This is a genomic window from Mycobacterium avium subsp. avium (assembly GCF_009741445.1).
Lineage (GTDB): Bacteria > Actinomycetota > Actinomycetes > Mycobacteriales > Mycobacteriaceae > Mycobacterium > Mycobacterium avium.
The window spans coordinates 2,036,926-2,062,018 of the sequence record NZ_CP046507.1; the positions used below are offsets into that span (position 1 = coordinate 2,036,926).

27 protein-coding genes are annotated in these 25,093 nt (G+C 70.7%); 14 read left to right on the forward strand and 13 right to left on the reverse strand.

Annotated features, from left to right (window positions below; translation table 11 throughout):
• Positions 1-18 precede the first annotated feature (18 nt).
• The 3 genes from aftC to MAA44156_RS09405 all read left to right on the forward strand — a co-directional run bounded on the left by aftC (position 19) and on the right by MAA44156_RS09405 (position 2,869).
• Positions 19-1,305: an arabinofuranan 3-O-arabinosyltransferase gene (gene aftC / locus MAA44156_RS09395; RefSeq protein WP_003875269.1), complete on the forward strand. Its 1,287-nt coding sequence runs from the start codon at positions 19-21 to the stop codon at positions 1,303-1,305.
• 177 nt (positions 1,306-1,482) lie between these two features.
• The gene (msrB, locus tag MAA44156_RS09400) at positions 1,483-1,887 is read left to right on the forward strand and encodes a peptide-methionine (R)-S-oxide reductase MsrB (protein WP_009977893.1); all 405 of its coding nucleotides are present in this window, start codon (positions 1,483-1,485) and stop codon (positions 1,885-1,887) included.
• 133 nt (positions 1,888-2,020) lie between these two features.
• Positions 2,021-2,869: a type IV toxin-antitoxin system AbiEi family antitoxin gene (locus MAA44156_RS09405; protein ID WP_009977895.1), complete on the forward strand. Its 849-nt coding sequence runs from the start codon at positions 2,021-2,023 to the stop codon at positions 2,867-2,869.
• Positions 2,870-2,935: 66 nt separating this feature from the next.
• Here the strand turns inward: MAA44156_RS09405 and MAA44156_RS09410 are convergent, their stop codons facing one another.
• From MAA44156_RS09410 to hemE, 4 genes are read right to left on the reverse strand one after another with little or no spacing between them, the layout of a single operon-like run.
• On the reverse strand, positions 2,936-3,688 hold the full coding sequence (locus tag MAA44156_RS09410; RefSeq protein WP_009977897.1) for a class I SAM-dependent methyltransferase: 753 nt from the start codon (positions 3,686-3,688) through the stop codon (positions 2,936-2,938).
• Positions 3,685-4,380, reverse strand: a complete 696-nt coding sequence (gene hemQ, locus MAA44156_RS09415; protein ID WP_003875265.1) for a hydrogen peroxide-dependent heme synthase — start codon at positions 4,378-4,380, stop codon at positions 3,685-3,687. The genes MAA44156_RS09410 and hemQ overlap by 4 nt, the downstream gene beginning before the upstream one ends.
• Before the next feature lie 5 nt (positions 4,381-4,385).
• A complete protein-coding gene (locus MAA44156_RS09420; RefSeq protein WP_065371049.1) occupies positions 4,386-5,741 on the reverse strand; it encodes a protoporphyrinogen oxidase in 1,356 nt (451 codons plus the stop codon).
• Positions 5,738-6,811, reverse strand: coding sequence for a uroporphyrinogen decarboxylase (hemE, locus tag MAA44156_RS09425; protein ID WP_009977914.1), 1,074 nt, complete (start codon positions 6,809-6,811; stop codon positions 5,738-5,740). Before hemE ends, MAA44156_RS09420 begins: the two co-directional genes overlap by 4 nt.
• A gap of 47 nt (positions 6,812-6,858) precedes the next feature.
• Between hemE and MAA44156_RS09430 the strand changes: the two genes are divergently transcribed.
• The 3 genes from MAA44156_RS09430 (at position 6,859) to MAA44156_RS09440 (ending at position 9,713) form a co-directional block, all read left to right on the forward strand.
• Entirely contained in the window at positions 6,859-7,680 is an 822-nt protein-coding gene (locus tag MAA44156_RS09430) for an enoyl-CoA hydratase/isomerase family protein (protein ID WP_003875262.1), read from the forward strand.
• Between the two features lie 127 nt (positions 7,681-7,807).
• On the forward strand, positions 7,808-8,425 hold the full coding sequence (locus MAA44156_RS09435; protein WP_016706020.1) for a DUF3000 domain-containing protein: 618 nt from the start codon (positions 7,808-7,810) through the stop codon (positions 8,423-8,425).
• 1 nt (position 8,426) lies between these two features.
• Entirely contained in the window at positions 8,427-9,713 is a 1,287-nt protein-coding gene (locus MAA44156_RS09440) for an HRDC domain-containing protein (RefSeq protein ID WP_023884091.1), read from the forward strand.
• A gap of 39 nt (positions 9,714-9,752) precedes the next feature.
• On the opposite strand, the gene dxs is transcribed toward MAA44156_RS09440, so the two are convergent.
• Positions 9,753-11,678: a 1-deoxy-D-xylulose-5-phosphate synthase gene (dxs, locus tag MAA44156_RS09445; protein WP_009977923.1), complete on the reverse strand. Its 1,926-nt coding sequence runs from the start codon at positions 11,676-11,678 to the stop codon at positions 9,753-9,755.
• A 73-nt stretch (positions 11,679-11,751) separates the two neighbouring features.
• Between dxs and MAA44156_RS09450 the strand changes: the two genes are divergently transcribed.
• Positions 11,752-12,195, forward strand: a complete 444-nt coding sequence (locus MAA44156_RS09450) for a CBS domain-containing protein (protein ID WP_009977925.1) — start codon at positions 11,752-11,754, stop codon at positions 12,193-12,195.
• A 16-nt stretch (positions 12,196-12,211) separates the two neighbouring features.
• Positions 12,212-13,501 (forward strand): ArsB/NhaD family transporter, encoded by a 1,290-nt coding sequence (locus MAA44156_RS09455; protein WP_009977927.1) that lies wholly within the window; start codon positions 12,212-12,214, stop codon positions 13,499-13,501.
• A 79-nt stretch (positions 13,502-13,580) separates the two neighbouring features.
• On the opposite strand, the gene MAA44156_RS09460 is transcribed toward MAA44156_RS09455, so the two are convergent.
• Positions 13,581-14,768, reverse strand: a complete 1,188-nt coding sequence (locus tag MAA44156_RS09460; protein ID WP_009977929.1) for a class I SAM-dependent RNA methyltransferase — start codon at positions 14,766-14,768, stop codon at positions 13,581-13,583.
• A gap of 20 nt (positions 14,769-14,788) precedes the next feature.
• Positions 14,789-16,783, reverse strand: a complete 1,995-nt coding sequence (locus MAA44156_RS09465; protein WP_009977931.1) for an APC family permease — start codon at positions 16,781-16,783, stop codon at positions 14,789-14,791.
• Between the two features lie 127 nt (positions 16,784-16,910).
• On the opposite strand from MAA44156_RS09465, the gene MAA44156_RS09470 reads away from it, so the two are divergent.
• Entirely contained in the window at positions 16,911-17,576 is a 666-nt protein-coding gene (locus MAA44156_RS09470) for a potassium channel family protein (RefSeq protein WP_003878611.1), read from the forward strand.
• Positions 17,577-17,663: 87 nt separating this feature from the next.
• Positions 17,664-18,320 (forward strand): potassium channel family protein, encoded by a 657-nt coding sequence (locus MAA44156_RS09475; RefSeq protein WP_003875253.1) that lies wholly within the window; start codon positions 17,664-17,666, stop codon positions 18,318-18,320.
• 11 nt (positions 18,321-18,331) lie between these two features.
• On the opposite strand, the gene MAA44156_RS09480 is transcribed toward MAA44156_RS09475, so the two are convergent.
• A complete protein-coding gene (locus MAA44156_RS09480; protein WP_003878612.1) occupies positions 18,332-18,973 on the reverse strand; it encodes a DUF3159 domain-containing protein in 642 nt (213 codons plus the stop codon).
• Positions 18,974-19,032: 59 nt separating this feature from the next.
• Positions 19,033-19,401 (reverse strand): OB-fold nucleic acid binding domain-containing protein, encoded by a 369-nt coding sequence (locus MAA44156_RS09485; RefSeq protein ID WP_003875251.1) that lies wholly within the window; start codon positions 19,399-19,401, stop codon positions 19,033-19,035.
• 138 nt (positions 19,402-19,539) lie between these two features.
• Between MAA44156_RS09485 and MAA44156_RS09490 the strand changes: the two genes are divergently transcribed.
• Positions 19,540-20,238 carry a hypothetical protein gene (locus MAA44156_RS09490; RefSeq protein WP_011725556.1) on the forward strand — a complete coding sequence of 233 codons (699 nt, stop codon included), beginning with the start codon at positions 19,540-19,542 and terminating at the stop codon, positions 20,236-20,238.
• A 15-nt stretch (positions 20,239-20,253) separates the two neighbouring features.
• Here MAA44156_RS09490 and MAA44156_RS09495 read toward each other — a convergent pair whose 3' ends face one another.
• Together MAA44156_RS09495 and dut are read right to left on the reverse strand one after the other, a co-directional pair.
• The gene (locus MAA44156_RS09495; protein ID WP_011725557.1) at positions 20,254-21,030 is read right to left on the reverse strand and encodes a DUF3710 domain-containing protein; all 777 of its coding nucleotides are present in this window, start codon (positions 21,028-21,030) and stop codon (positions 20,254-20,256) included.
• Between the two features lie 80 nt (positions 21,031-21,110).
• Positions 21,111-21,575 (reverse strand): dUTP diphosphatase, encoded by a 465-nt coding sequence (gene dut / locus MAA44156_RS09500; RefSeq protein ID WP_003875248.1) that lies wholly within the window; start codon positions 21,573-21,575, stop codon positions 21,111-21,113.
• A gap of 25 nt (positions 21,576-21,600) precedes the next feature.
• Between dut and MAA44156_RS09505 the strand changes: the two genes are divergently transcribed.
• Positions 21,601-22,086 carry a DUF3093 domain-containing protein gene (locus MAA44156_RS09505; protein ID WP_023861153.1) on the forward strand — a complete coding sequence of 162 codons (486 nt, stop codon included), beginning with the start codon at positions 21,601-21,603 and terminating at the stop codon, positions 22,084-22,086.
• Between the two features lie 4 nt (positions 22,087-22,090).
• Here the strand turns inward: MAA44156_RS09505 and MAA44156_RS09510 are convergent, their stop codons facing one another.
• Positions 22,091-22,393, reverse strand: a complete 303-nt coding sequence (locus tag MAA44156_RS09510) for a DUF4193 domain-containing protein (protein ID WP_003875246.1) — start codon at positions 22,391-22,393, stop codon at positions 22,091-22,093.
• Positions 22,394-22,570: 177 nt separating this feature from the next.
• On the opposite strand from MAA44156_RS09510, the gene cei reads away from it, so the two are divergent.
• A complete protein-coding gene (cei, locus tag MAA44156_RS09515; protein WP_009977946.1) occupies positions 22,571-23,239 on the forward strand; it encodes an envelope integrity protein Cei in 669 nt (222 codons plus the stop codon).
• 5 nt (positions 23,240-23,244) lie between these two features.
• Here the strand turns inward: cei and MAA44156_RS09520 are convergent, their stop codons facing one another.
• On the reverse strand, positions 23,245-24,120 hold the full coding sequence (locus MAA44156_RS09520) for an inositol monophosphatase family protein (protein ID WP_009977947.1): 876 nt from the start codon (positions 24,118-24,120) through the stop codon (positions 23,245-23,247).
• A gap of 104 nt (positions 24,121-24,224) precedes the next feature.
• Between MAA44156_RS09520 and ppgK the strand changes: the two genes are divergently transcribed.
• Complete coding sequence (gene ppgK, locus MAA44156_RS09525; protein ID WP_009977949.1) at positions 24,225-25,031, forward strand: polyphosphate--glucose phosphotransferase; 807 nt, start codon at positions 24,225-24,227, stop codon at positions 25,029-25,031.
• The last annotated feature ends 62 nt before the right edge of the window (positions 25,032-25,093 follow it).

Below are 25,093 nucleotides of genomic sequence, written 5' to 3' on the forward strand. Positions count from 1 at the left end.
GGATCGCCCGGCGCGCCGGTGTACGGTGCGCTGGTGACGGCAGCTGAATCGACCGGCTTGCGTGATTGGATCCAGGCCGCCTTTCGTCCCCGCACCAGCGCACCCAGCGTCGCGACTGTGCTGCGGTCCGCGTTGTGGCCGATCGCCATCTTCTCGGTGCTGCACCGCAGCATCGTGGTCACCACCAACGGGAACATCACCGACGACTTCAAACCCGTCTACCGGGCGGTGCTGAACTTCCGGCGCGGCTGGGACATCTACAACGAGCACTTCGACTACGTCGACCCGCACTACCTGTATCCGCCCGGCGGCACGCTGCTGATGGCCCCGTTCGGTTATCTGCCCGAGTATCCGTCGCGGTACCTGTTCATCCTCATCAACACCGTGGCGATCCTGATCGCCTGGTACCTGCTGCTGCGACTGTTCGGCTACACGCTGTCCTCGGTCGCCGCGCCGGCGCTGCTGCTGGCCATGTTCTGCACCGAGACCGTGACCAACACGCTGGTGTTCACCAACATCAACGGCTGCGTGCTGCTCGCCGAGATGCTGTTTTTGCGTTGGCTGCTGGACGGCCGGGTCGGCCGCCAGTGGTGGGCCGGGGTGGCCATCGGGTTGACGCTCACCCTCAAGCCGGTGCTGGGGCCGCTGCTGCTGCTGCCGCTGCTGAACCGGCAGTGGCGGGCGCTGGTGCCCGCGTTCGCGATCCCGATCCTCATCAACGCGGCGGCGTGGCCGTTGGTCAGCGACCCGATGGACTTCGTCACCCGCACCCTGCCCTACATCGGGGGCGTGCGGGACTACTTCAACAGCTCGATCGAGGGTAACGGCGTGTACTTCGGCCTGCCCACCTGGCTGATCGTGTTCATGCGAATCCTGTTCACGCTGATCGCGATCGGTGCGCTGTGGCTGCTGTACCGCTACTACCGCACCCGCGATCCGCGGTTCTGGTTCACCAATTCCGCCGGCGTGCTGCTGCTGTGGTCGTGGCTGGTGCTGCCGCTGGCCCAGGGCTACTACTCGATGATGCTGTTCCCGTTCTTGATGACGGTGGTGCTGCCCAACTCGCTGATCCGCAACTGGCCGGCGTGGCTGGGGATCTACGGCTTCATGACGCTGGACCGCTGGCTGCTGTTCAACTGGATGCGCTACGGCCGCGCGCTGGAATACCTCAAGATCACCTACGGGTGGTCGCTGCTGCTGATCGTGGTGTTCAGCGTGCTGTGCTACCGGTATCTGGACGCCAAGGCCGAGGACCGGCTGGATCGCGGCATCGATCCGGCATGGCTGACGGCCGGGCGCGAGTAGCGGCGCGGTGATCGCAAGCGCGGCGCAGCCGGGCGCAGCGGGTCACCGCCATTAGCGGCGCGGTGATCGCAAGCGCGGCGCAGCCGGGCGCAGCGGGTCACCGCCATTAGCGCTAGCGTGGAGGCATGACGCGCCGGCGACGATGCAGAGCGCAGCGATGAGGAGGAGCGTCGCAATATGACCAGTCCGAAGGTGCAATTGACCGACGACGAGTGGCGCCAGCGGCTCACCCCGGAGGAGTTCCACGTGCTGCGCCAGGCCGGCACCGAGCGACCCTTCACCGGTGAATACACCGACACCAAGACCGAGGGCGTCTACCAGTGCCGGGCCTGCGGGGCCGAATTGTTCCGCAGCACAGAGAAATTCGAGTCGCACTGCGGCTGGCCGTCGTTCTACGACCCGGCGAACTCCGATGCGGTGATCCTGCTGCCGGACCACTCTTTGGGCACGACGCGCACCGAGGTGCTGTGCGCGAACTGCCACAGCCACCTGGGCCACGTGTTCACCGGCGAGGGCTACCCGACGCCGACCGATCAGCGCTACTGCATCAACTCGATCTGCCTGCGGCTGGTGCCGTCCTGATTTGTGCGGCGCCTGTTGCCCTTGCCCTCGCGCGCTGCGACGACACTTAAACCACGCACGCGACACGCCGGAAACGGGCGCCCTGGTTTAAGTTTCGCGGATCCCCCGGCTCCGCCCCGGCGTCAGTTCATGCGTGGACGACGCGTTTGTGGGTAGCGACGCCGTGCGGCGCGGAACCTTGAGCCGCCACCGATTGCGAGCGCAATTCCGCGCCATCTATCCCGACATTTATCTGCCCGCCCACGCCGCGCGCTCGCTGCGCACACGTTCGGTGGCGGCGTGGTTGTGGTCGGGCCGCCGCGGCGTCCTCGCCGGGTTGGCCGCCGCAGCGCTGCACGGGTCGAGCTGGATCGACGACGACGAGCCCATCGAGCTGATCTGGCGCAACCCGCATCCGCCGGCCGGCGTGATCACACGCAACCAGCGGCTCGAGCCCGACGAGATCACCCGCGTCGCCGGTCTGCCGGTCACCACCCCGGCCAGGACCGCGTTCGACTTGGCCAGGCAGCGGCCCCGCGGCGAGGCGGTGGCGCGACTCGACGCGTTGATGCGGGCGACACCGTTCTCGACCGAGGAAGTGCTGATGCTGGCCGAGCGGCGTCCACGAGCGCGGGGGCTGCGAAAGCTGCGTGCGGCCCTCCCGCTGGTGGACCCCGGAGCCGCGTCGCCAAAGGAGACCTGGCTACGCCTCCTGCTGATCGATGCCGGAATTCCGGTACCCGCCACGCAAATACCGGTCCAACAGAACTGGCGGCTCATCGCCGTGCTCGACATGGGTTGGGAGGATTATCTGGTGGCCGCCGAGTACGACGGCGACCACCACCGCACCAATCGGCGGCAGTACGCGCGCGACCAGGCACGGCTGCGCGCGCTGCAAGAACTGGGGTGGATCGTCGTCCGGGTGATCGCCGAGGACAAGCCTGACGACGTGGTGCGACGCACACGTGATGCACTAACCCGTCGCGGCTACCGCGACACTTAAACCACGCACGCGACACGCCGGAAACCGGCGCCATGGTTTAAGTCTCGCGGCCGAAGAAAGGAGCAGTCAGTCCACCCGGGTGGCGTGCACTTCCCAGAACGGGGCGTGCACCCGGCCGCCCTGCAGCCACGGCTCCATCGCGCGGAAGCGCTCCAGCAACTTCGCCGCCTCGTCGGCCATGTCGGGATTGCGAGCAGCCATCATCTGAATCGTCTCGGCGCTGAGGTTGACCTGGTAGGTGGTCGGCCCCAGGTAGCTGATCTCCCAGCCGGCGGCGGGGAGCACGTCGCGAAAGTCGTTCTCGGACAACGACCGCATCATCTTGAAGCCGTTGACGTCATGTTCGCCGAACTCGAACATGTACAGCCGGGCGCCCGGTTTGGTGGCCCGATGCAGCGCCCGCGCATACGAGCTGCGCAGCTCGGGCTCGGCGGCGAAGACGTGGTAGAACGCGCAGTCGACCACCGTGTCGAACCGGCCGTCGAAGCCGTCCAGCTTCGTCGCGTCGGCCAACTCGAAATTCACCGACACCCCGGCCTTGTGGGCGTTGGCCCGGGCCCGCTCGATGGCGGCCGCCGAGCCGTCGATACCGGTCGCCGAAAAACCTTGGGACGCATAGTAAATCGCGTGATGACCCGGGCCGGTGCCGGGGTCGAGCACCTCACCCTTGATCGCGCCGAGCGCGACGAGCTGGCGGACCACCGGCTGCGGGCCGCCGATGTCCCACGGCGTGGCGGCGGGTAATCCGTGCGACGTCCGCTGGTCGCGGTACATCTCCTCGAAGCGGGCGGGGTCGGCGGGATCGAACGATGCAGTCACGGCAGCGAATTCACCAGCTGCTCGACGGGCACCCGGGGACCGGTGAAGAACGGGGTCTCCGCGCGGGTGTGCCGGCGGGCGTCGGTCGCGCGCAGCTCGCGCATCAGGTCGACGATGCGGTGCAGTTCGGGCGCCTCGAAGGCCAGGATCCACTCGTAGTCGCCGAGCGCGAACGCCGGCACCGTGTTGGCGCGGACGTCCTTGTACTCGCGGGCGGCCATGCCGTGTTCGGCGAGCATGCGGCGGCGTTCCTCGTCGGGCAGCAGATACCACTCGTAGGACCGGACAAAGGGATACACGCAGATGTAGGCGCCGGGCTCCTCGCCGGCCAAAAACGCCGGGATGTGGCTCTTGTTGAACTCGGCCGGCCGGTGCAGCGCCACGCTGCTCCACACCGGCGAGCACACCCGCCCCAGCGCGGTGGTGCGCCGGAAATCGGCGTAGGTCGCCTGCAGCGCCTCGACGGTTTCGGCGTGCGTCCAGATCATGAAGTCGGCGTCGGCGCGCATGCCCGCCACGTCGTAGAGCCCGCGCACCACGACGCCGCGCTCCTCCTGTTGTTTGAAGAACCGCGACGCGTCGTCGACGACCTCGTCCCGCTGGTCCCCCAACGCGCCCGGGCGCACGGCGAACACCGAGAACATCAGGTAGCGGATCGCCGAGTTCAGCGCGTCATAGTCAAGCTTGGCCATGCGACCTATCGTGCCACTTCCGCCTGAAGGGCCTCGACCGCGCGCCCGGCCGCGCCCACGCAGGCGGGCACCCCGATGCCGTCCAGGTAGCCGCCGGCCACCGCGAGCGTCGGCGGCAGGCCCGCGCGCAGCTCGCCGACCAGCTCGGCATGGCCGGGCCCGTACTGCGGCATGGCGTCGAGCCAGCGCTGCACCCGCATGTCCACCGGGCGGACATCCAGCCCGAACACGGCGGCCAGGTCGGCCAGCGCCCAGCCCCGCAGCTCCTCGTCGGGGGTGCGGGCGGCCACCTGGTCGCCGAACCGGCCGAACGACAACCGCAGCAGCTGCACGTCCGCGCGCGTCCCCCATTTCTTGGACGACAGCGTGATGGCCTTGGCCCGCAACCGCTCGCCGGTGGCGACCAGCACGCCGGAGCAGTCGGGAAACGCGGTGTCGCCCGGCACCGCGAGCGCCAGCACCACCGACGACGCGGCGACGACGCGGCCGGCGGCGGCGGCGCTGCGCGGGGCGATCCCGGCCAGCAGCCGCGCGACCTCCCGCGCCGGCACGGCCAGGATCACCGCGTCGGCGTGCCGGCGGGCACCGGCGTCGTCGACCACGGCCCATCCCGGCCCGGCGGGTTCCAGCCGGGCCGCCGCGGCCCGGACCCGCCGCGGGCGGGCGCGCGCGACCAGCTCGTCGACCAGCACCCGGTAGCCGCCGTCCAGCGCACCGAACACCGGCGCCCCGGTGGCCGGCGGCAGGGCCCGCCGGACCGCGTCGGTCAGGCTGGCGGCGCCGCGGTCCAGGGCCGCCGCCACGGTGGGGGCGGCCGCGCGCAGCCCGATGGTGGCCGCCGAGCCGGCGTACACCCCGCTCAGCAGCGGATCCACCGACCGCGACACCACCTGCTTGCCGAACCGATCGCCCACCAGGTCGGCCACCGCGGGATCGCTGCCGGCCCGCCAGTGCAGCGGCCGCCGCGGTTCGGCCTCGATGCGGGCCAGCGTCGCCTCGTCGACCAGTCCGGCCATCGACGCCGCCGACGACGGGATGCCCACCACCGTGCCGGTGGGCAGCGGGTGCAGCCGTCCCCGGCTGTAGATCAGCGGGCGGGCGCCGGTCGAAACGCGTTGGCGGCCAGTCAGATTCAGTTCGCTCAGCAGTGCGGGCAGCTCGGGGCGGCGTAGCACGAACGCCTCGGCGCCCAGGTCCATCGGCACGCCGCCCACCGGCTCGGTGCGCAGGATGCCGCCGAGCCGCGGCGCCGGGTCGAGCAGCGTGATCACCGCGTCGTCGCCGGCCGCCACCCGCAGCCGGTAGGCCGCCGTCAGCCCTGAAATACCGCCGCCCACAACACAATACGAGCGGGCCGTCATAGCGAGTGGACCAGTGACACCAGCTCGGTCAGCACACCGGGATCGGTTTCGGGCAGCACCCCGTGGCCGAGGTTGAACACGTGCCCGGCCGCGCCGGCGTCGACGGCGCGCCGCCCGTCGTCCACCACCGCCCGCGCCGCCGTCTCCACCACCGGCCACCCGGCCAGCAGCACCACCGGATCGAGGTTGCCCTGCAGCGCGGTGCCGGGCATCACCCGGGTCGCCGCGTCGGCGAGCGCGGTGCGCCAGTCCACGCCCACCACCGTCGCGGGCGCCGGTTTGAGGGCGGCCGACATCGCCCCCAACAGTTCGGCGGTGCCCACCCCGAAGTGCGTCATCGGCACGCCGTAATCGGCCAGCGCCGCGAACACCCGGGCGCTGTGCGGCTGCACGTAGCTGCGGTAGTTGGCCAGCGACAGCGCCCCGGCCCACGAGTCGAACACCTGGACGGCGTCCACCCCGGCGTCCAGTTGCACCCGCAGGAAGCCCACGGTGATGTCGGTCAGCTTCTCCATCAGGGCGTGCCAGCTGTCCGGGTCGGCCAGCATCATCGCCTTGGTGCGGGCGTGATGGCGGCTGGGCCCGCCCTCGATCAGATAGGACGCCAGCGTGAACGGCGCACCCGCGAAGCCGATCAGCGGAACCTCACCGAGCGCGGACACCAGCAGCCGAACCGCATCGGCGATCGGCTGAACCCGTTGCCGCTCAAGCGTTTTCATCGCGGCCACGTCCGCGGCGGTGCGCACAGGCGACGCGATCACCGGCCCGACGCCCGCCACGATGTCCAGGTCGATGCCGGCACCCAGCAGCGGCACCACGATGTCGGAGAACAGGATCGCCGCGTCGACGTCGTGCCGGCGCACCGGCTGCAGCGTGATCTCGCAGACCAGCTCGGCGTCGAAACAGGCCGACAGCATGTCGTGCTGGGCCCGCAGCGCCCGGTATTCGGGCAGCGACCGGCCGGCCTGCCGCATGAACCACACCGGAACCCGGTGGGGTTTGCGGCCGTTCACCGCGGCCAGATACGGCGACTCGGGAAGGTCGCGGCGGGTACGCGCGCTGCTGTTCATCGGGCTCAATGCTGCCATGACGGCGTCGCTGCGTAGTATCGACGACCGTGCCAGTCAGCCACCCGCCGGTCGATTACCACGACTTCCCCAGCCTGCGCTGCGAACTCGGCGACGACGGGGTGCTGACGGTGGTGCTCGACTCGCCGGGTCTGAATTCGGTGGGGCCGCAGATGCACCGCGACCTGGCCGACATCTGGCCGGTGATCGACCGCGACCCGGCGGTGCGCGCGGTGCTGGTCCGCGGTGAGGGCAAGGCCTTCTCCTCCGGCGGCAGCTTCGACCTGATCGACGAGACCATCGGCGACTACCAGGGCCGGGTCCGCATCATGCGGGAGGCCCGCGACCTGGTGCACAACATGATCAACTGCGACACCCCGGTGGTGTCGGCCATCCGCGGGCCGGCCGTGGGCGCGGGCCTGGTGGTGGCCCTGCTCGCCGACATCTCGGTAGCCGGCCGCACCGCCAAGCTGATCGACGGGCACACCAAGCTGGGCGTGGCCGCCGGCGACCACGCCGCCATCTGCTGGCCGCTGCTGGTCGGCATGGCCAAGGCCAAGTACTACCTGCTGACCTGCGAGACGCTGCTCGGCGAGGAGGCCGAGCGGATCGGCCTGGTGTCGCTGTGCGTCGACGACGACGACGTGCTGTCCACCGCCGCGGGCATCGCCGGGAAACTGGCGCAGGGCGCCCAGCACGCCATCCAATGGACCAAGCGCAGCCTCAATCACTGGTACCGCATGATGGGCCCCACCTTCGAGACCTCGGTGGGGCTGGAATTCCTCAGTTTCAGCGGGCCCGACGTGCAGGAAGGCCTGGCCGCGCACCGGGAGAAACGCGCCGCCCGCTTCACCGGCGGATCTGCCACCTGAGCTGGACATATAGCTTTGGTGGAGGCCCGGTAACGGCTTGGTCGCGGCGGGTGTATAACCCGGCGCGCCTGTCGCGGCGTGTCGGCCGATGGGTCTACCGTCGATCCCTGTGACCCGCGCTGTGACGATGCAGAACGGCCGGGATGAACAGGAGCGGCGTCAAGTGACCTCATCCGAACCGGCCCCATTCCGCGAGGCGGTAGCGGCGATGAACGCCGTCGTCATGCGGCCGGAGATCGAGCTGGGTCCGATCCGGCCGCCGCAACGCCTGGCGCCCCACAGCTACGCCCTGGGCGCCGAGGTCAAACATCCCGACCGCGAAATCATTCCGGAACGGTCCGACGGTGACGCCTTCGGCCGGTTGATCCTGCTGTACGACCCCGAAGGCGCCGACGCCTGGGACGGCACCATCCGCATGGTGGCCTACATCCAGGCCGACCTCGACCCCAGCGAGGCGGTGGATCCGCTGCTTCCTGAAGTAGCGTGGAGCTGGCTGGTCGAGGCACTGGAGTCACGCATGGAACACGTCGTCGCGCTGGGCGGCACCGTCACCGCCACCACGTCGGTGCGCTACGGCGACATCTCCGGACCGCCGCGTGCCCACCAGCTCGAGCTGCGGGCGTCCTGGACCGCGACGTCGCCCGCGGTGGGCGCGCACGTGCAGGCGTTCTGCGAGGTGCTCGAGCACGCCGCGGGGCTGCCGCCCGCCGGAGTCACCGACCTGAGCTCGCGGTCACGCGCCTAGCATGGGCGAACCGTCGGCCGAGGGGCCGGGTAGCGGCGTGCCCGCTCCCATCCCGCTGCCGCACCCGTCCGAAGGCGTCCCGCCGATCTCGGCCAGCGTGCCCGACATCGAGGACGCGGCGCGGCGGCTGGACCGCGGCCGCGGGCCGTTCGCGGTGGACGCCGAGCGGGCGTCGGGATTCCGCTACTCCAACCGGGCCTACCTGATCCAGATCCGCAGGGCCGGGGCCGGCACCGTGCTGATCGACCCGGTGAGCCACGGCGCCGACCCGGTGCGGGCGCTGCGGCCGGTGGCCGAGGTGCTCGGCAGCGACGAGTGGATCCTGCACTCCGCGGATCAGGACCTGCCCTGTCTGGCGGAGGTGGGCATGCGGCCGCCGGCGCTGTATGACACCGAGCTGGCCGGGCGGCTGGCCGGGTTCGAGCGGGTGAACCTGGCGACCATGGTCGAGCGGCTGCTGGGCTTCGGGCTGGCCAAGGGCCACGGCGCGGCCGACTGGTCCAAGCGCCCGCTGCCCGCCGAATGGCTCAACTACGCCGCCCTGGATGTGGAGCTGCTCATCGAGCTGCGCGCCGCGATCGCCGACGTGCTGGCGGGGCAGGGCAAAACCGATTGGGCAGCACAGGAATTCGACTATCTGCGGGAGGCGGGTTCCAAGGAGCCGGGCCCCGCCGCGCGGCGCGACCGGTGGCGGCGGACGTCGGGAATCCATCGGGTGCGCGATCAGCGCGGCCTGGCCGCGGTGCGCGAACTGTGGTTGACGCGCGACCGCATCGCGCAGCGCCGCGACATCGCCCCGCGGCGCATCCTGCCCGACTCGGCGATCATCGAGGCCGCCCTGGCCAACCCGACGACCATCGAGGAGCTGGTGGCGCTGCCGGTGTTCGGCGGGCGCAATCAACGGCGCAGCGCCGCGACCTGGTTGGCGGCGCTGGATGCGGCCCGGCAGAGCGAGAATCCGCCGGTGGACTCCGAACCGCCGAACGGGCCGCCGCCGCCGGCGCGGTGGAGCCGGCGCAAACCGGAGGCGGCCGCGCGGCTGGAGGCCGCGCGCGCGGCGCTGGCCGAGGTGTCCGAACGCGTGCACGTCCCCACCGAGAACCTGGTCGCACCGGACCTGGTGCGACGGCTGTGCTGGGACTGGGAGCCCACCCCCGACCCGTTCGCGGCGGTCGAGGCGTTCCTGTGCGCCGGGCACGCCCGGCCCTGGCAGCGCGAGTTGGTGGATCCGGTTCTGGCCCGGGCGCTGCAGCAGCCGCCGCCGGCGGTTGCGGACGACGACGGCTGACGCGCACCGGCCGCGCCGGGTGGGCACCCAGACCCGTGACTAGTCGAGGTGCTCGCGGATCTCGGCCTCGGCCACGCCGCTGCCCAGCGCGGCGACCCAGCCGGTGATGCGGCGGGCGATGTCCTGGTCGGTCAGCGCCAGATCCGCCAGCAGCTCCCCGCGGGAGGCGTGCTCGTAGAACCGCTGCGGCAATCCGACGTCGCGGCACGGGACGTCGAGCTCGGCGCGGCGCAGCGCGGCCGAGACCGCCGACCCCACCCCGCCGTTGACGCCGTTGTCCTCGCAGGTGACCACCAGCTTGTGCCGGGCCGCCAGCTCCAGAATGGAATCCGAGACCGGCAGCACCCAGCGCGGATCGACGACCGTGACGCCGATGCCCTGATCCGCCAGCCGCCTGGCCACCGCCAGGGCCATCGGCGCGAACGCGCCGACACCGATCAGCAGCACGTCGTGGTTGCAGCCGCTGGCCGGCAGGGCCAGCACGTCGACGCCCGACAGGCCCGAGCCGCGCCGCTCGATCGCCGGAATGTCCTCGCCCACATCACCTTTGGGGAAGCGCAGCGCCGTGGGCCCGTCGTCGACGTCGAGCGCCTCGCCGAGCTGCTCGCGCAACCGGGCGGCGTCGCGGGGTGCGGCCACCCGCATGCCGGGCACGACGCCGAGGATGGACAGGTCCCACATGCCGTTGTGGCTGGCGCCGTCCGAACCGGTGATGCCGGCCCGGTCCAGCACCATGGTGACCGGCAGCCGGTGCAGCGCGACGTCCATCATGATCTGGTCGAAGGCGCGGTTGAGGAACGTCGAGTAGATGGCCACCACCGGGTGCATGCCGCCCATGGCCAGGCCGGCCGCCGAGGTCATCGCGTGCTGTTCGGCGATGCCGACGTCGAACAGGCGGTCGGGGAACTGCTGGCCGAACGGCGTCAGCCCGGTGGGCCCGGGCATGGCCGCGGTGATGGCCACGATGTCGCGGCGCTTGCGGGCGTAGCCGATCAGCGCGTCGGAGAAGGTCGCCGTCCAGCCGGGCCCGGCGACCTTGGTGGCCTGCCCGGTGATCGGGTCGATCACGCCGCAGGAATGCATCTGGTCGGCCTCGTCGTCCTCGGCGGGCGCGTAGCCCATCCCCTTGCGGGTCACCACGTGCACGATCACCGGGCGCCCGAAGCCGCGGGCATGGCGCAGCGCGGCCTCCACCGCGCGTTCGTCGTGGCCGTCGACGGGGCCGACGTACTTCAGCCCGAGGTCGGTGAACAGCAGCTGCGGCGACAGCGAGTCCTTGATGCCGGCCTTGACGCTGTGCATCACCCGGTAGGCGAACTTGCCCACCAGCGGCAGCGCCCGCAGCGCGTCGCGGCCCCGCTGAAGCGCCTGCTCGTAGGCGGGTTGCAGCCGCAGCGTGGCCAGGTGGTCGGCCACCCCGCCGATCGTCGGCGCGTAGCTGCGGCCGTTGTCGTTGACCACGATGATCACCGGGCGGCCGGACGCGGCGATGTTGTTCAGCGCCTCCCAGCACATGCCGCCGGTGAGCGCGCCGTCGCCGACCACCGCGACCACGTGCCGGTTGCGGTGCCCGCTCAGCTCGAAGGCCTTGGCCAGGCCGTCGGCGTAGGACAGGGCGGCGCTGGCGTGGCTGGACTCCACCCAGTCGTGTTCGCTTTCGCTGCGCGACGGATACCCCGACAGGCCACCCTTTTTGCGCAGGCTTTCGAACTCGTGCGCCCGCCCGGTCAGCATCTTGTGCACGTAGGCCTGATGGCCGGTGTCGAAGATGATCGGGTCGTGCGGCGAGTCGAACACCCGGTGCAGCGCGAGCGTCAGCTCGACCACGCCGAGGTTGGGCCCCAGATGCCCCCCGGTGGCAGCGACCTTGTGGATCAGGAACTCGCGAATCTCGGCGGCCAGTTCGCGGAGCTGATGCGTCGAAAGGTGCTGCAGATCAGCGGGCCCGCGGATCTGTTCCAGCATCCCGTCAGTCTACGCAGCGCCCGGCGGAACACTACTGATCAATGTGGCCGGCGCTCGTCGTATTGTCCTGGGTATGCGCGCGGCGGAACTGGCCGAGGACTTCCCGGTCGTCTCGGTCGACTCCGACGCCCTGGACGCCACCCGCCTGCTGGCCGAGCACCGGCTGCCCGGGATCGTCGTCACCGACGCGTCCGGTAAACCGTTCGCGGTGCTGCCCGCCTCACAGGTCGTGCGCTTCATCGTGCCCCGCTACGTGCAGGACGATCCGTCGCTGGCCGGGGTGCTCAACGAGTCGGTGGCCGACCGCTGCGCGGAGAAGCTGCGCGGCAAGACGGTGCGCGACGTGTTGCCGGACCACCTGGTCGACGTGCCCCCGGCCGACGCGGACGACACCATCATCGAGGTGGCCGCGCTGATGGCGCGGCTGCGCAGCCCGCTCGTCGCGGTGGTCAAGGAGGGCCGGCTGATCGGGGTGATCACCGCATCGCGGGTGCTCGGGGCGGCGCTGCGGCCTTGAATCGGGTGGGACATAGATGAGCGTCATCGCGATTGCGGTGTTCGTGGTGGCCTACGCCCTGATCGCCAGCGATCGCGTCAACAAGACGTTCGTCGCGCTGGCCGGCGCCGCGGTGGTCATCACGTTGCCGCTGATCCGTTCGGACGACGTCTTCTACTCGCGCGAGACCGGAATCGATTGGGACGTAATCTTTTTGCTGCTCGGCATGATGATCATCGTCAGCGTGCTGCGCCAAACCGGTGTCTTCGAGTACGTCGCGATCTGGTCGGCCAAGCGAGCCCGGGGCTCCCCGCTGCGCGTCATGATCCTGCTGGTGCTGGTGACCGCGCTCGCGTCGGCCCTGCTGGACAACGTGACCACGGTGCTGCTGATCGCCCCGGTGACCCTGCTGGTGTGCGATCGCCTGGCGATCGCCGCGGCCCCGTTCCTGATGGCCGAGGTGTTCGCGTCGAACGTCGGCGGCGCGGCGACGTTGGTCGGCGACCCGCCCAACATAATCATCGCCAGCAGGGGCGGACTGAGTTTCAACGACTTCCTGGTTCATCTGGCGCCCATCGTGGTCATCGTCGTCGGCGTGCTGATTGCGTTGCTGCCCAGGCTTTTTCCCGGAGCCTTCACCGTCGATCCCGAGCGGGTGGCCGACGTGATGTCGCTGGAGGAAAAGGAGGCCATCCGCGATCCCCGGTTGCTGGTCACCTGCGGGGTGGTCTTGCTGGCGGTGTTCGCAGCGTTCATCGCCCACGGGCCGCTGCACCTGGAACCCTCGCTGGTGGCACTCTTGGGCGCCGGCATCCTGGTGGTGGCGTCGCGGTTGCAGCCCGCCGACTACCTGTCCGGCGTGGAGTGGGACACGCTGCTGTTTTTCGCCGGCCTGTTCGTCATGGTCGGCGCCCTGGTGAAGACCGGCGTCGTCAAACACCTTGCCCGCCTGGCGATCACCGCCACCGGCGGCAACACCCTGACTGCGACGATGGTCATCCTCGTCGCGTCGGTCGTCATCAGCGGGATCGTCGACAACGTCCCGTACGCCGCGACGATGGCGCCGGTGGTCGCCGACCTGGTGCCGGCCCTGGGCGACCACGCCAACCCCGCGGTGTTGTGGTGGTCGCTGGCGCTGGGCACGGACTTCGGCGGCAACCTCACCGCGATCGGCGCCAGCGCCAACATCGTGCTGCTCGGGATCGCCCGCCGGGCCGACAATCCGATCTCCTTCTGGGAGTTCACCCGCAAGGGCGTGGTGGTCACCGCGGTCTCGGTCGCGCTGTCCGCGCTGTATCTGTGGCTGCGCTATTTCGTGTGGGGCTGATTCGGCGTCGAGCGTGGGGCCTGGGTACGAACCTCGTTCGTTTTTCGTCCATACCCCCCACGCTCGGCGAGTGCGAAACTCACCGCGTCAGCAGCGCGACGCATTCGCTGTGATGGGTGAGCGGGAACGCGTCGAACACCCTGATCTTCTCGACGGTGTAGCCGTGCCCCAGGTAGATTCCCATATCGCGGGCGAAAGAGGCTGCCTCACAACCGATGTGGACGATGCGGGGCACGCCGGCGGCGGACAGCGAGTCGATCACCTCGCGCCCGGCGCCGGCCCGCGGCGGATCCAGCACCGCCACGTCTGCTTTCAAGGCGGGGGTTCGTTGCGCCGCCAGGGCGCGGCGCACCGAGTCGGTGACCACCTGCACCTGCGGCAGGTCGGCCAGCGCCGCCCGGGCGGCCCGGGTGGACGCCCGCGAGGTGTCGACGCTGAGCACCCGCCCGGACGCGCCCACGGCCTCGCCCAGCGCCGCGGCGAAAACGCCTGCGCCGCCGTAGAGATCCCACGCGGTCATGCCGGCGCCGGGCTGCGCCCAGTCGAGCACCAGGGCGCGGTAGGTCGCCGCCGCGTCGCGGTGCGCTTGCCAGAAAGCGGTCACCGGCACCCGCCAGCGGCGCCCGCTCACCCGCTGCACCGCCTCGTAGCGTCCCTCGATGACCTTGGTCGCGGTGCGCCGGCCCTGCCGCAGGGTGCGCACCACGTGGCGGGCGCCGTCGTCGTCGACGGCCACGTGCAGCTGGGCGGCCGACGGCCACTGGGTCTCGGCGATGCCGTCCAGCATGCCGGGCGGCAGCTGCGCGCAGCGCAGGTCGGTCACCAATTCCTCGCTGTGGTACCGGTGAAAGCCCGGCCGGCGGTCGGCGCCCACGTCCAGCCGGACCCGGGTGCGCCACCCCGTCGGCCCGGTATTCCCCAGCGGTTCGGCCTCGCCGGCCCAGCGATGCCCGCCGAGGCGCTCCAGCTGATTGGCCACCACCGCGGCCTTGAGCGCCCGGGCCGCCTCGGGCCGCACGAAAGCCAGGTCGCAGCACCCGGCGCCGTCCACCCCGGCGATCGGGCACAGCGACTCGATGCGGCCGTCCGCCGCCTCGATGACGTCGAGAACCTCTGCGTGCCAATAGGATCCGCGGTCGGCGGTGACCCGAACCCGGACCCGCTCACCGGGCAGCGCGTACCGGACGAACACCACCCGGCCCTCGTGATGCGCCACGCAGCTGCCGCCGTTGGCCGGGCTGCCGGTGGTCAGCGTCAGCTCGCCCACCGGGGGCGGCCCCGGGCGGGTCAATCGAAGATTCCCCGCCGGGCGTCGCCCGGGGCCATGTGCGGCTCCAGGGTCTTGCGCCGCTCCGACGAACTCAGTTGCCAGGGAACGGAAGTCACCATCACCCCCGGCATGAATAGGAGCCTCCCCTTGAGCCGCAGCGCGCTCTGGTTGTGCAGCACCTGCTCCCACCAATGGCCGACCACGTACTCCGGAATGAACACCGTGACCACGGTGCGCGGCGACTCTTCCCTGGCCCGCTTGACGTATTCCAGTACCGGGCGGGTGATTTCGCGGTAGGGCGAGGCGATGACCTTGAGCGGGACGCTGATGTCGGCCTCCTCCCACTTGTGCACCAGATCGCGGGTTTCGGCGTCGTCGACACTGACCGTCACCGCCTCGAGCACGTCGGGCCGGGTGGCCCGGGCGTAGGCCAGCGCACGCAGCGTCGGCAGGTGCAGCTTCGAGACCAGCACCACGGCGTGGTTGCGGCTGGGCAACACCACGTCGTCCTGGTCGGCGGCCTGCTCGGCCAATTCGCGGTTCACCGTGTTGTAGTGCCGGTTGATCATCTTCATGATCCCGAACAGCAAGCTCATCGCGAACAGGGCGATCCACGCCCCGGCGGCGAACTTGGTGATCAGGACCACCAGCAAAACCGCGCCGGTGGAAAGCAATCCGACGGTGTTGACCGCCCGGGAGCGCATCATCTTGCGCCGCGCGGCCGGGTCGGTCTCGGTGCGCAGCAACCTGGTCCAGTGCCGCACCATGCCGATCTGACTCAGCGTGAACGAAATGAACACGCCGACGATGTAGAGCTGGATCAGCGCGGTGACCTCGCCGCGGAAGGCGATGATCGCCAGCAGCGCCGCCCCGGACAAAAACAGGATGCCGTTGGAGAACGCCAACCGGTCGCCGCGGGTGTGCAGTTGCCGCGGCAGGTAGCTGTGCTGCGCCAGGATCGAGCCGAGCACCGGGAACCCGTTGAACGCGGTGTTGGCGGCCAGCACCAGGATGAGCGCGGTCACGGTGGCGATCAGCAGGAACCCGATGTGGAAGCCGCCGAACACCGCCTGCGCCAGCTGGGTGACCAGGGTCTTCTGGTAGTAGCCCGGCGGCGTCCCGCTCAGCTGCGTCGCCGGGTCCTCGACGAGTTTCACCCCGATCTTCTCGGCCAGCACGATGATGCCCATCAGCAGCGTGACGGCGATGCCGCCCAACATCAGCAGGGTCGTGGCGGCGTTGCGCGACTTGGGTTTCTGGAACGCCGGCACCCCGTTGCTGATCGCCTCGACACCGGTCAGCGCCGCGCACCCGGAGGAGAACGACCGCGCCACCAGGAACGCCAGCGCGAAGCCGACGATCTGGCCGTGCTGCGCATGCATTTCGAATCCGGCGGATTCCGCCCGCAGCGGGTTGCCCAGCACGAAGATCCGGAACAGCCCCCAGCCGATCATCGTGAGCACCCCGATGATGAACGCATACGTCGGGATCGCGAAGGCCACCCCCGACTCGCGCACCCCGCGCAGGTTCAACGCCATCACCAACAGGATGGCCGCCACACAGAAGAACACCTTGTGTTCGGCCACGATCGGGACCGCCGAGCCGATGTTGGCCATCGCCGAGGCCGTCGAAACCGCAACGGTCAGAACGTAATCCACCATCAGCGCGCTGGCCACCACCAGGCCGGCGGTCTCGCCGAGATTGGTGGTGACCACCTCGTAGTCCCCGCCGCCGGACGGGTAGGCGTGCACGTTCTGCCGGTAGCTGGCCACCACCACCAACATCACCGCGGCCACCGCCAGGCCGATCCAGGGCGTCAGCGCGTACGCGCTCACCCCGGCCACCGACAGCATCAAAAACACCTCTTCGGGCGCATACGCCACCGACGACAACGCGTCGGAGGCGAACACCGGCAAGGCGATCCGCTTGGGCAGCAGGGTGTGACTCAGCCGGTCGCTGCGAAACGGCCGACCGATAAGCAACCGACGAGTGGCGGTTGAAAGTTTGGACACGAGAGCCAAGAGTAAGCCCCGGCGAGTATGCCGGTAGCGTTCGTAGGCGAGAATGTTCGCCGACCGAAACGGCTTGCCGACGTGCGTTGCCGGTGACGGCGCCAGACGCGGCCGAGAGGATCTGGATGTGCGTGTAGTGGTGATGGGCTGCGGCCGGGTCGGGTCCTCGGTCGCCGACGGGCTGTCGCGCATCGGTCACGACGTCGCGGTCATCGACCGCGACAGCACCGCCTTCAACCGGCTCAGCCCCGAATACGCCGGCGAGCGGGTGCTGGGCCAGGGATTCGACCGGGATGTGCTGCTGAGGGCCGGCATCGAGGAGGCCGACGCGTTCGCCGCGGTGTCCTCGGGCGACAACTCCAACATCATCTCGGCGCGGCTGGCCCGCGAGACGTTCGGCGTCAAGCGGGTGGTGGCCCGCATCTACGACGCCAAGCGCGCCGAGGTCTACGAGCGCCTCGGCATTCCCACCATCGCGACCGTGCCCTGGACCACCGACCGTCTGCTCAACGCGCTGCTGCGGGAGACCCAGACGGCCAAGTGGCGCGACCCGACCGGCACCGTCGCCGTGTCCGAGGTCGTGTTGCACGAGGACTGGATCGGGCACCGGGTCACCGATCTCGAGCAGGCCACCGGCGCCCGGGTCGCGTTCTTGATCCGGTTCGGGTCGGGCGTGCTGCCCGAGCCCAAGTCGGTGATCCAGGCCGGCGACCAGGTGTACGTGGCGGCGATATCGGGCCGCGCGGCCGAGGCGGCGGCCATCGCCGCGCTACCGCCGAGCGAAGACCTGTGAACCACGAGGAGCGGCGCGCATGAAGACCGCCGACGACGAAGGAGCCGGCTTGCCTGGTCGGCAAGCCGGGTACGAGGAACGGCGCACATGAAGGTAGCTGTCGCCGGCGCCGGCGCGGTCGGCCGCTCGGTCACCCGGGAACTTCTGGCCAATGGGCACGACGTGACCCTGATCGAACGCAACCCCGATCACGTCGACGTCGACGCCATCCCGGCCGCGCACTGGCGGCTGGGCGACGCCTGCGAGCTGAGCCTGCTGGAGTCGGTGCAGCTGCAGGAGTTCGACGTGGTGGTGGCCGCCACCGGCGACGACAAGGCCAACGTGGTGCTGAGCCTGCTGGCCAAAACCGAGTTCGCGGTGCCGCGGGTGGTGGCCCGGGTCAACGATCCCCGCAACGAATGGCTGTTCACCGACGCCTGGGGGGTGGACGTGGCGGTGTCGACGCCGCGCATGCTGGCCTCGCTCATCGAGGAGGCCGTCGCCGTCGGTGATCTGGTGCGGCTGATGGAATTCCGCAAGGGGCAGGCGAACCTGGTCGAGATCACGCTGCCCGACGACACCCCGTGGGGCGGCAAGCCGGTGCGCCGGCTGCAGCTGCCCCGCGACGCCGCGCTGGTGACCATCCTGCGCGGGCCGCGCGTGATCGTGCCCGAGGAGGACGAGCCGCTGGAAGGCGGCGACGAGCTGCTGTTCGTCGCCGTGGCCGAGGCCGAAGAGGAACTGCAGAAACTGCTGCTCGGCTAGCGGCCGCCGGATTACTCGCCGGCGGCGCCGGAGGCCAGCTCGACCGCGGCGATGGCCCGCTGCGCCGACTTGATCGCGGCGTAGGTGGCCAGCGCGGCCAGCACGGTCAGCGGCCAGCCCATCCCGATCCGCGCCGCCGCCAGCCAGCCGGTGCGGTCGGCGTCGTACAGCAGCCCCTGCACCACGAAGCGGGCGGCGAACACCAGCACCCAGCACAGCGAGGCGACGTCGAACGCGTACACGGCCCGCGGCACGCTGCGCCAGCCGTCGCCGCGCCCGCCGGCCCAGCTCCACGCGTAGCCGACCAACGGGCGGCGGATCAGCACCGACGCGGCGACCACCACCGCCCACAGCAACGACATCCAGATGCCCAGCAGGAAGTAGCCCTTGGACTCCCCCACCACGTAGGCGATCAGCGCGCACAGCGCCACACCGAAGAACCCCGAGATCGCCGGCTGCGGCGAGTCCCGGCGCACCAGGCGCCACAGCAGCACCAGCGCGGCCACCCCCAGCGCGGCCGCGATCGCCGCGACCAGGCCGGACACACTCGACGCGATGACGAACACGACCACCGGCAGCGACGAGTAGATGACACCACTGACTCCGCCTGCCTGTGCCAGCAGACGTTCGGGATTGATGCGGTTAGCGGTCATTTGTTCCGATGAGCCCGGCTCCCCGGGGGACGGGATTGCCCCCATGTCGTCGGGGACGGTCACCGTTGAATTTCGTAGTGCGGGTTGTAGATCGCCTTGGTTCCGTTCTCCAGCTTGCCCAGCCGGCCGCGCACCCGCAAGGTGCGGCCCGAGTCGATGCCCGGGATGCGGCGCTGGCCCAGCCACACCAGGGTGACGGTGTCGCTGCCGTCGAACAGCTCGGCGCGCACGCCGCCGGCGCAGGCCCGGCCGTTACATTCCACGCTGCGCAGCGTGCCGACCATGGTGACCTCCTGGCCACGCTCGCAGTCGATCGCACGTTGCGCGCCGGTGCTGGCGACCTCGTCGGACAGTTCCTCGGAGTCGCGTTGCTCCGGATCCTCCGTCAACCGTCGGGTGAGCCGGCGCAGATACCCTTGGGCCCCCATGGCCACTCCTGACAATGCTGATAAGCCTCGACGCTTCCATTTATGCCAACGGACACCGTAGACCTCTTGGTTCCCCCGCGCCAACCGACTCAAACACCCCGGTTGGAGCCCCGGTGAACGCCGGGGCACTATCAAGGGGTGGTGGTCGATCTGCGCGGTGTCAGTGCCGTGTTGTTGCCCGGCACCGGCTCCGACGACGACTACATTCACCGGGCATTCTCGGGTCCGCTCACCGGGGTGGGCGCGGTGCTGGTGGCCCCGCCGCCGCATCCCGACCGGTTGGTGGCGGGCTATCTGGAGGCGCTGGACGACGCGGCGCGCCGAGGGCCGATCGCGGTCGGCGGCGTGTCGATCGGCGCGGCCGTGGCGGCCGCGTGGGCGCTGGCCCATCCCGATCGGGCGGTCGCGGTGCTGGCCGCGCTGCCGGCCTGGGCCGGGGCCCCCGAGGAGGCGCCGGCCGCGCTGGCGGCACGCTATTCGGCCGCCCGGTTGCGCGCCGACGGGCTGGCGGCGACGACGATCCAGATGCGCGCGTCCAGCCCGGCGTGGCTGGCCGACGAGCTGACCCGCTCGTGGGGCGCGCAGTGGCCGCACCTGCCCGACGCCATGGAAGAGGCGGCCGGCTACGTGGCGCCGAGCCGCGACGAGCTGGCCGGGTTGACCGCGCCGCTGGCGGTGGCGGCCGCGCTCGACGACCCGATTCACCCGCTGCAGGCGGGCCGGGACTGGGTGGCCGCCGCGCCGCGGGCGGCGCTGCGCACGGTGACGCTGGATCAGATCGGCGCCGACCCCGCCGCCCTGGGCGCGGCCTGCCTGGCCGCGCTGGCCGAGCTGTAGTCCCGAGCGGCCGGGTCAGCCGCCGGTGGTGGTGCGCAGCTGTTGCATGGCCGACCCGTCGGCGCTGCGCCGCGCGGCCGGCTCGTTGCCCGGCGACTGCTGGGACTGGGCTTGCTGCGCGGCGGCCTGCTGCGCGGCCGCGGCCTCCCGCAGCTGCTGGGCCATCGGCTCGGGCAGCTGCACCGGCAGCGGCGTGCGCACCGGAAGGGGGGTGTCGCCGCGGCGAACGACGGTGTCCGCCAACGCCGCTCGCGCTTCCTGCTCGAGTGCCTCCATCGTCTCGTGGGTGCCGTTGACGACGCAGCGGATCATCCACCGGTAGCCGTCGACGCCGATGAAGCGCACCACGCCGGCGGCGGTGCCGACCACCTCCCGCCCCCAGGGCCCGTCCTGGATGCTGACCTTGGCCGAGTCGTTGCGCAGCGACTCGGCCAGCTCGGCGGCCACCTCGCGCCACAGCCCGCCGGTCTTGGGCGCCGCGTAGGCCGCGATGGTGAAACGGCCGTTGGCCGTGACGACCCAAACCGCGCTCGGCACACCGGTTTCGGTCAACTCCACCTGCAGTTGGCCGGCCTCCGGCATCGGGATCAGCACCGAGCCCAGGTCCAGCCGGGCCAGCTCCGCCACGGCGGGGTCGTCGAAATCGTCGATGTCGAACGGACCCTCGAGCTCGTCGGCGGCCTGCTCGTCCGCGTCGTCGTGCGCCACCACCGGGTCGGGTTCGGGGATCTCCGCGCCGACCGGGGTGTCCTCGTCGTCGCCCCTGCGGGCGCGCCTACCGAATACAGCCATCAGCGCCGCTCTTCCCCGGGTGGGGTGCCCACCTCATCGCGCCTCATCGCGCCTCCTCGTGAAATCCTCGCCGGCGCGCATCACAGACTCGCGTGTCCGCCGGAGGAACCGTGGCCGCCGTCGCCCCGGGACGTGCCGGCCAGCCCGGCCTCGTCGAACGACGACACCTCGACCAGCTCCACCAACTCGACGCGCTGCACCAGCAGCTGGGCGATGCGGTCGCCGCGGTGCACCACGATCGGCTCGGCCGGGTCCAGGTTGATCAGCGCCACCTTGATCTCGCCGCGGTAGCCCGCGTCGATGGTACCCGGGCTGTTGACGATCGAAAGTCCAACGCGCGCAGCAAGTCCCGACCGCGGATGCACCAGGCCCACCATGCCGAACGGGATGGCGACCGCCACCCCGGTGCGCACCAGGGCGCGCCGGCCGGGTTCCAGCCGGACGTCTTCGGCGCTGTAGAGGTCGACGCCCGCGTCGCCTTCGTGGGCGCGGCTGGGCAGCGGAAGCCCGGGGTCGAGACGGACGATGGCCAGACTGGTCGACACGGGGCCACAGACTACCCTTGACCGCGTGTCCGATACCCGCGTCGCGCCGCACCACGTGCGATATCGCGAACGATTGTGGGTGCCCTGGTGGTGGTGGCCGCCGGCGTTCGCGCTGGCCGGCATCATCGCGTTCGAGTTCAACATGGGTGTCACCCGCCAGTCCTCGTGGTGGCCATACGCGGCGCTGTTCGCGGTGGCCGCCGCGGCGCTGCTGTGGCTGGGCCGCATCGAGGTCCGGGTCACCGCCAACCCCGCCGTGCCCGGCGAGGTGGAACTGTGGGCCGGCCCCGCGCACCTGCCGGTCACCGCGATCGCCCGCTCCGCGCCGGTGGCGCCGTCGGCGAAATCCGCCGCCCTGGGCCGTCAGCTCGACCCGGCCGCCTACGTACTGCACCGGGCGTGGGTGGGACCGATGATCCTGGTGGTACTCGACGACCCGGACGATCCGACGCCGTACTGGTTGGTGAGCTGCCGTCACCCGGAGCGGGTGCTGTCGGCATTACGCGGCTGACCGATCAGGCCGCGCAGTCGGTACAGATCATCACGCCGTTCTTCTCGCTGGCCAGCCGACTGCGGTGTTGCACCAAAAAGCAGCTCGAGCAGGTGAATTCGTCAGCCTGCTTCGGGATGACGCGCACCGAGAGCTCTTCCCCCGAGAGGTCGGCGCCGGGCAGTTCGAAAGATTCAGCGGATTCAGATTCGTCGACGTCGACGACGGACGAAGCCGCCTCGTTCCGTCGCGCTTTGAGCTCCTCCAGCGAGTCCTCCGAGACGTCATCGGTCTCGGTACGCCGTGGAGCGTCATAGTCGGTAGGCATTCTTTCCCCTCACATGCCCTCGTTATCCAAGCATCGCTTTGTACCAGCGTCGAACGCATCCACCAAACGATTCGTGCCCGGATCGCGGCCCCTTAAGGTGTGATTTACCTCACATCCCTATTTTTACCCTTGCGCTCGCTTCTGAACAGGGGTTTGGCGTGCGACTAGAGTGCAGCTGTGGTCACACAAATCACCGAGGGTACCGCTTTCGACAAGCACGGCCGGCCATTCCGCCGGCGCAACCCCCGGCCGGCGATCGTGGTGGTGAGCCTGCTCGCGGTGGCCACCGCCGTCATCTGGACGGTGGCGCTGACGCGGCCCGCCAAGATGCACGAGGCCGCGGTGTGCAATCCCCCGCCCAAGTCGACCGGGCCGGCGGGGTCGACGGCTTCGGCGCCGGCCCAGCTCGGTGAGCAGGTGTCGCGCAGCGCCATGATGGACGTGACGCCCGCCAAGCTCGCCGACACCAAGGTCCGCGTGCTCAACGCCAGCGGCCGCGGCGGGCAGGCCGGCGACGTCGCCGGGGCGATGAAGGACCTCGGCTTCGCCCAGCCCACCGCCGCCAACGACCCGCTGTACGCGGGCACCCGGCTCACCTGCCAGGGCCAGATCCGGTTCGGCACCGCCGGGCAGGCCACGGCCGCGGCGGTGTGGCTGGTGGCGCCGTGCACCGAACTGTTCAACGACAACCGCGCCGACGACTCCGTCGACCTCGCGCTGGGCACCGACTTCACCGCGCTGGCCCACAACGACGACATCGACGCGGTGCTGGCCACCCTGCGGCCCGGGGCCACCGAACCCTCGGATCCCACGCTGCTGGCCAAGATTCACGCCAGCAGCTGCTGAGGCGCTCAGTCCAGGATCGGGTCCAGGCCGTCGAAGCGTTCCAGGACGGCCAGCAGCTCGTCGGCGATCCCGGGCGCGGCGGCCAGCACCAACCCGGCCCCGTCGCCGTCGGGTGCCGGCAGCACCACCCGGGCGCCGGCCTCCGCGGCGATCAGCGCGCCCGCGGCGCGGTCCCACACTTTCAAACCGTGCTCGTAATAGGCGTCCAGCCGGCCCGCGGCGACCATGCACAGATCCAGCGCCGCCGACCCGATCCGCCGCACGTCGCGGACCACCGGCAGCATCCGCGCCAACAGCGCCGCCTGCGCCGCGCGCCGTTGCCGCGCATAGCCAAAACCGGTGCCCAGCAACGCCATCGACACATCGTCGACCGCCGCGCACTGCAGCGGTTGCCTGCCTGCGCCGTCGCTGACATGGGCGCCGAGACCGGCGGCCGCCGAGTACACCCGGTCGCCGACCACGTCGGCGACCGCCCCGGCCACCGACTCCCCGTCGACCTGAGCGCCGACCGAGACCGCATAGGCGGGGATGCCGTACACGAAATTCACCGTGCCGTCGATGGGGTCGAGCACCCAGGTGACCGTCCCGTCCCCAGGGGCCGACGGCTCGGCGGGCCCCCCGCCCTCCTCGCCGAGAATCGGTTCGCCGGGCCGTAATTGGGCCAACCGGTCCCGCAGCAGCCGCTCCGTCTCGGTGTCCACCACGGTCACCGGGTCGGTCGGCGTGCTCTTGGATCGCACCGCGCCGCCGTCGGGGGCGGACGCCCCGCCGGGCTCGGTGCCGAACACCTCGGCGCGCCGGCGCCGGACAAACGCGGCCGCCTCGGCGGCCAGGGTCTCGGCCACCGAACGCAGCCGCACGAGCTCGTCATCGGAGGGCATCACCGGTCCATCGCATCACAGTCGCCGCCGCCGCGCAGACGCCGCGGACCGCGCGGTCGCGGCGTTAAGGTGGGCGGACAGCCCAGTGACGCCGAGGAGATTCGATGACCAGCACCGACTCGACCGCGCACACCCCCGCCGCCCCGGCCGCCGGCCCGCCGCCGCGGCGCGGCTTCGGCGTCGACGTCGGCGGCAGCGGCATCAAGGGCGGCATCGTCGACATGGACACCGGGCTGCTGATCGGCGAGCGGGTCAAGCTGCTGACCCCGCAACCGGCGACACCCTCGGCCGTCGCCAAGACCATCGCCGCGGTGGTCGACGCCTTCGAATGGACCGGGCCGCTGGGCGTCACCTATCCCGGGGTGGTCACCCACGGCGTCGTGCAGACCGCGGCCAACGTGGACAAGGCGTGGATCGGCACCAACGCACGCGACATCATCAGCGCCGAACTGAACGGCCAGGAGGTCACCGTCCTCAACGACGCCGACGCCGCCGGGCTGGCCGAGGAGCACTACGGGGCGGGCCGGAACCAGTCGGGGCTGGTGGTGTTGCTGACGTTCGGCACCGGGATCGGCTCGGCGGTCATTCACAACGGCACCCTGATACCCAACACCGAGCTCGGGCACCTGGAGGTGGGCGGCAAGGAGGCCGAGCAGCGCGCGGCGTCCTCGGTGAAGGAACGCCACGGCTGGTCCTATGAGAAGTGGGCCAAACAGGTGACCCGGGTGCTGGTGAGCATCGAGAACGCGCTGTGGCCGGACCTGTTCATCGCCGGCGGCGGGATCAGCCGCAAGGCCGACAAATGGCTGCCGCTGCTAGAAAACCGCATCCCGGTGGTCGCCGCGGCCCTGCTCAACACCGCCGGGATCGTCGGCGCGGCCATGGCCGCGACCTCGGACGTCACCCACTGATTTTTGGCCGGCACAGCCGTAGTACCGCGCACTGTCGTTACAATGGTGCTCGGCGAACGCCC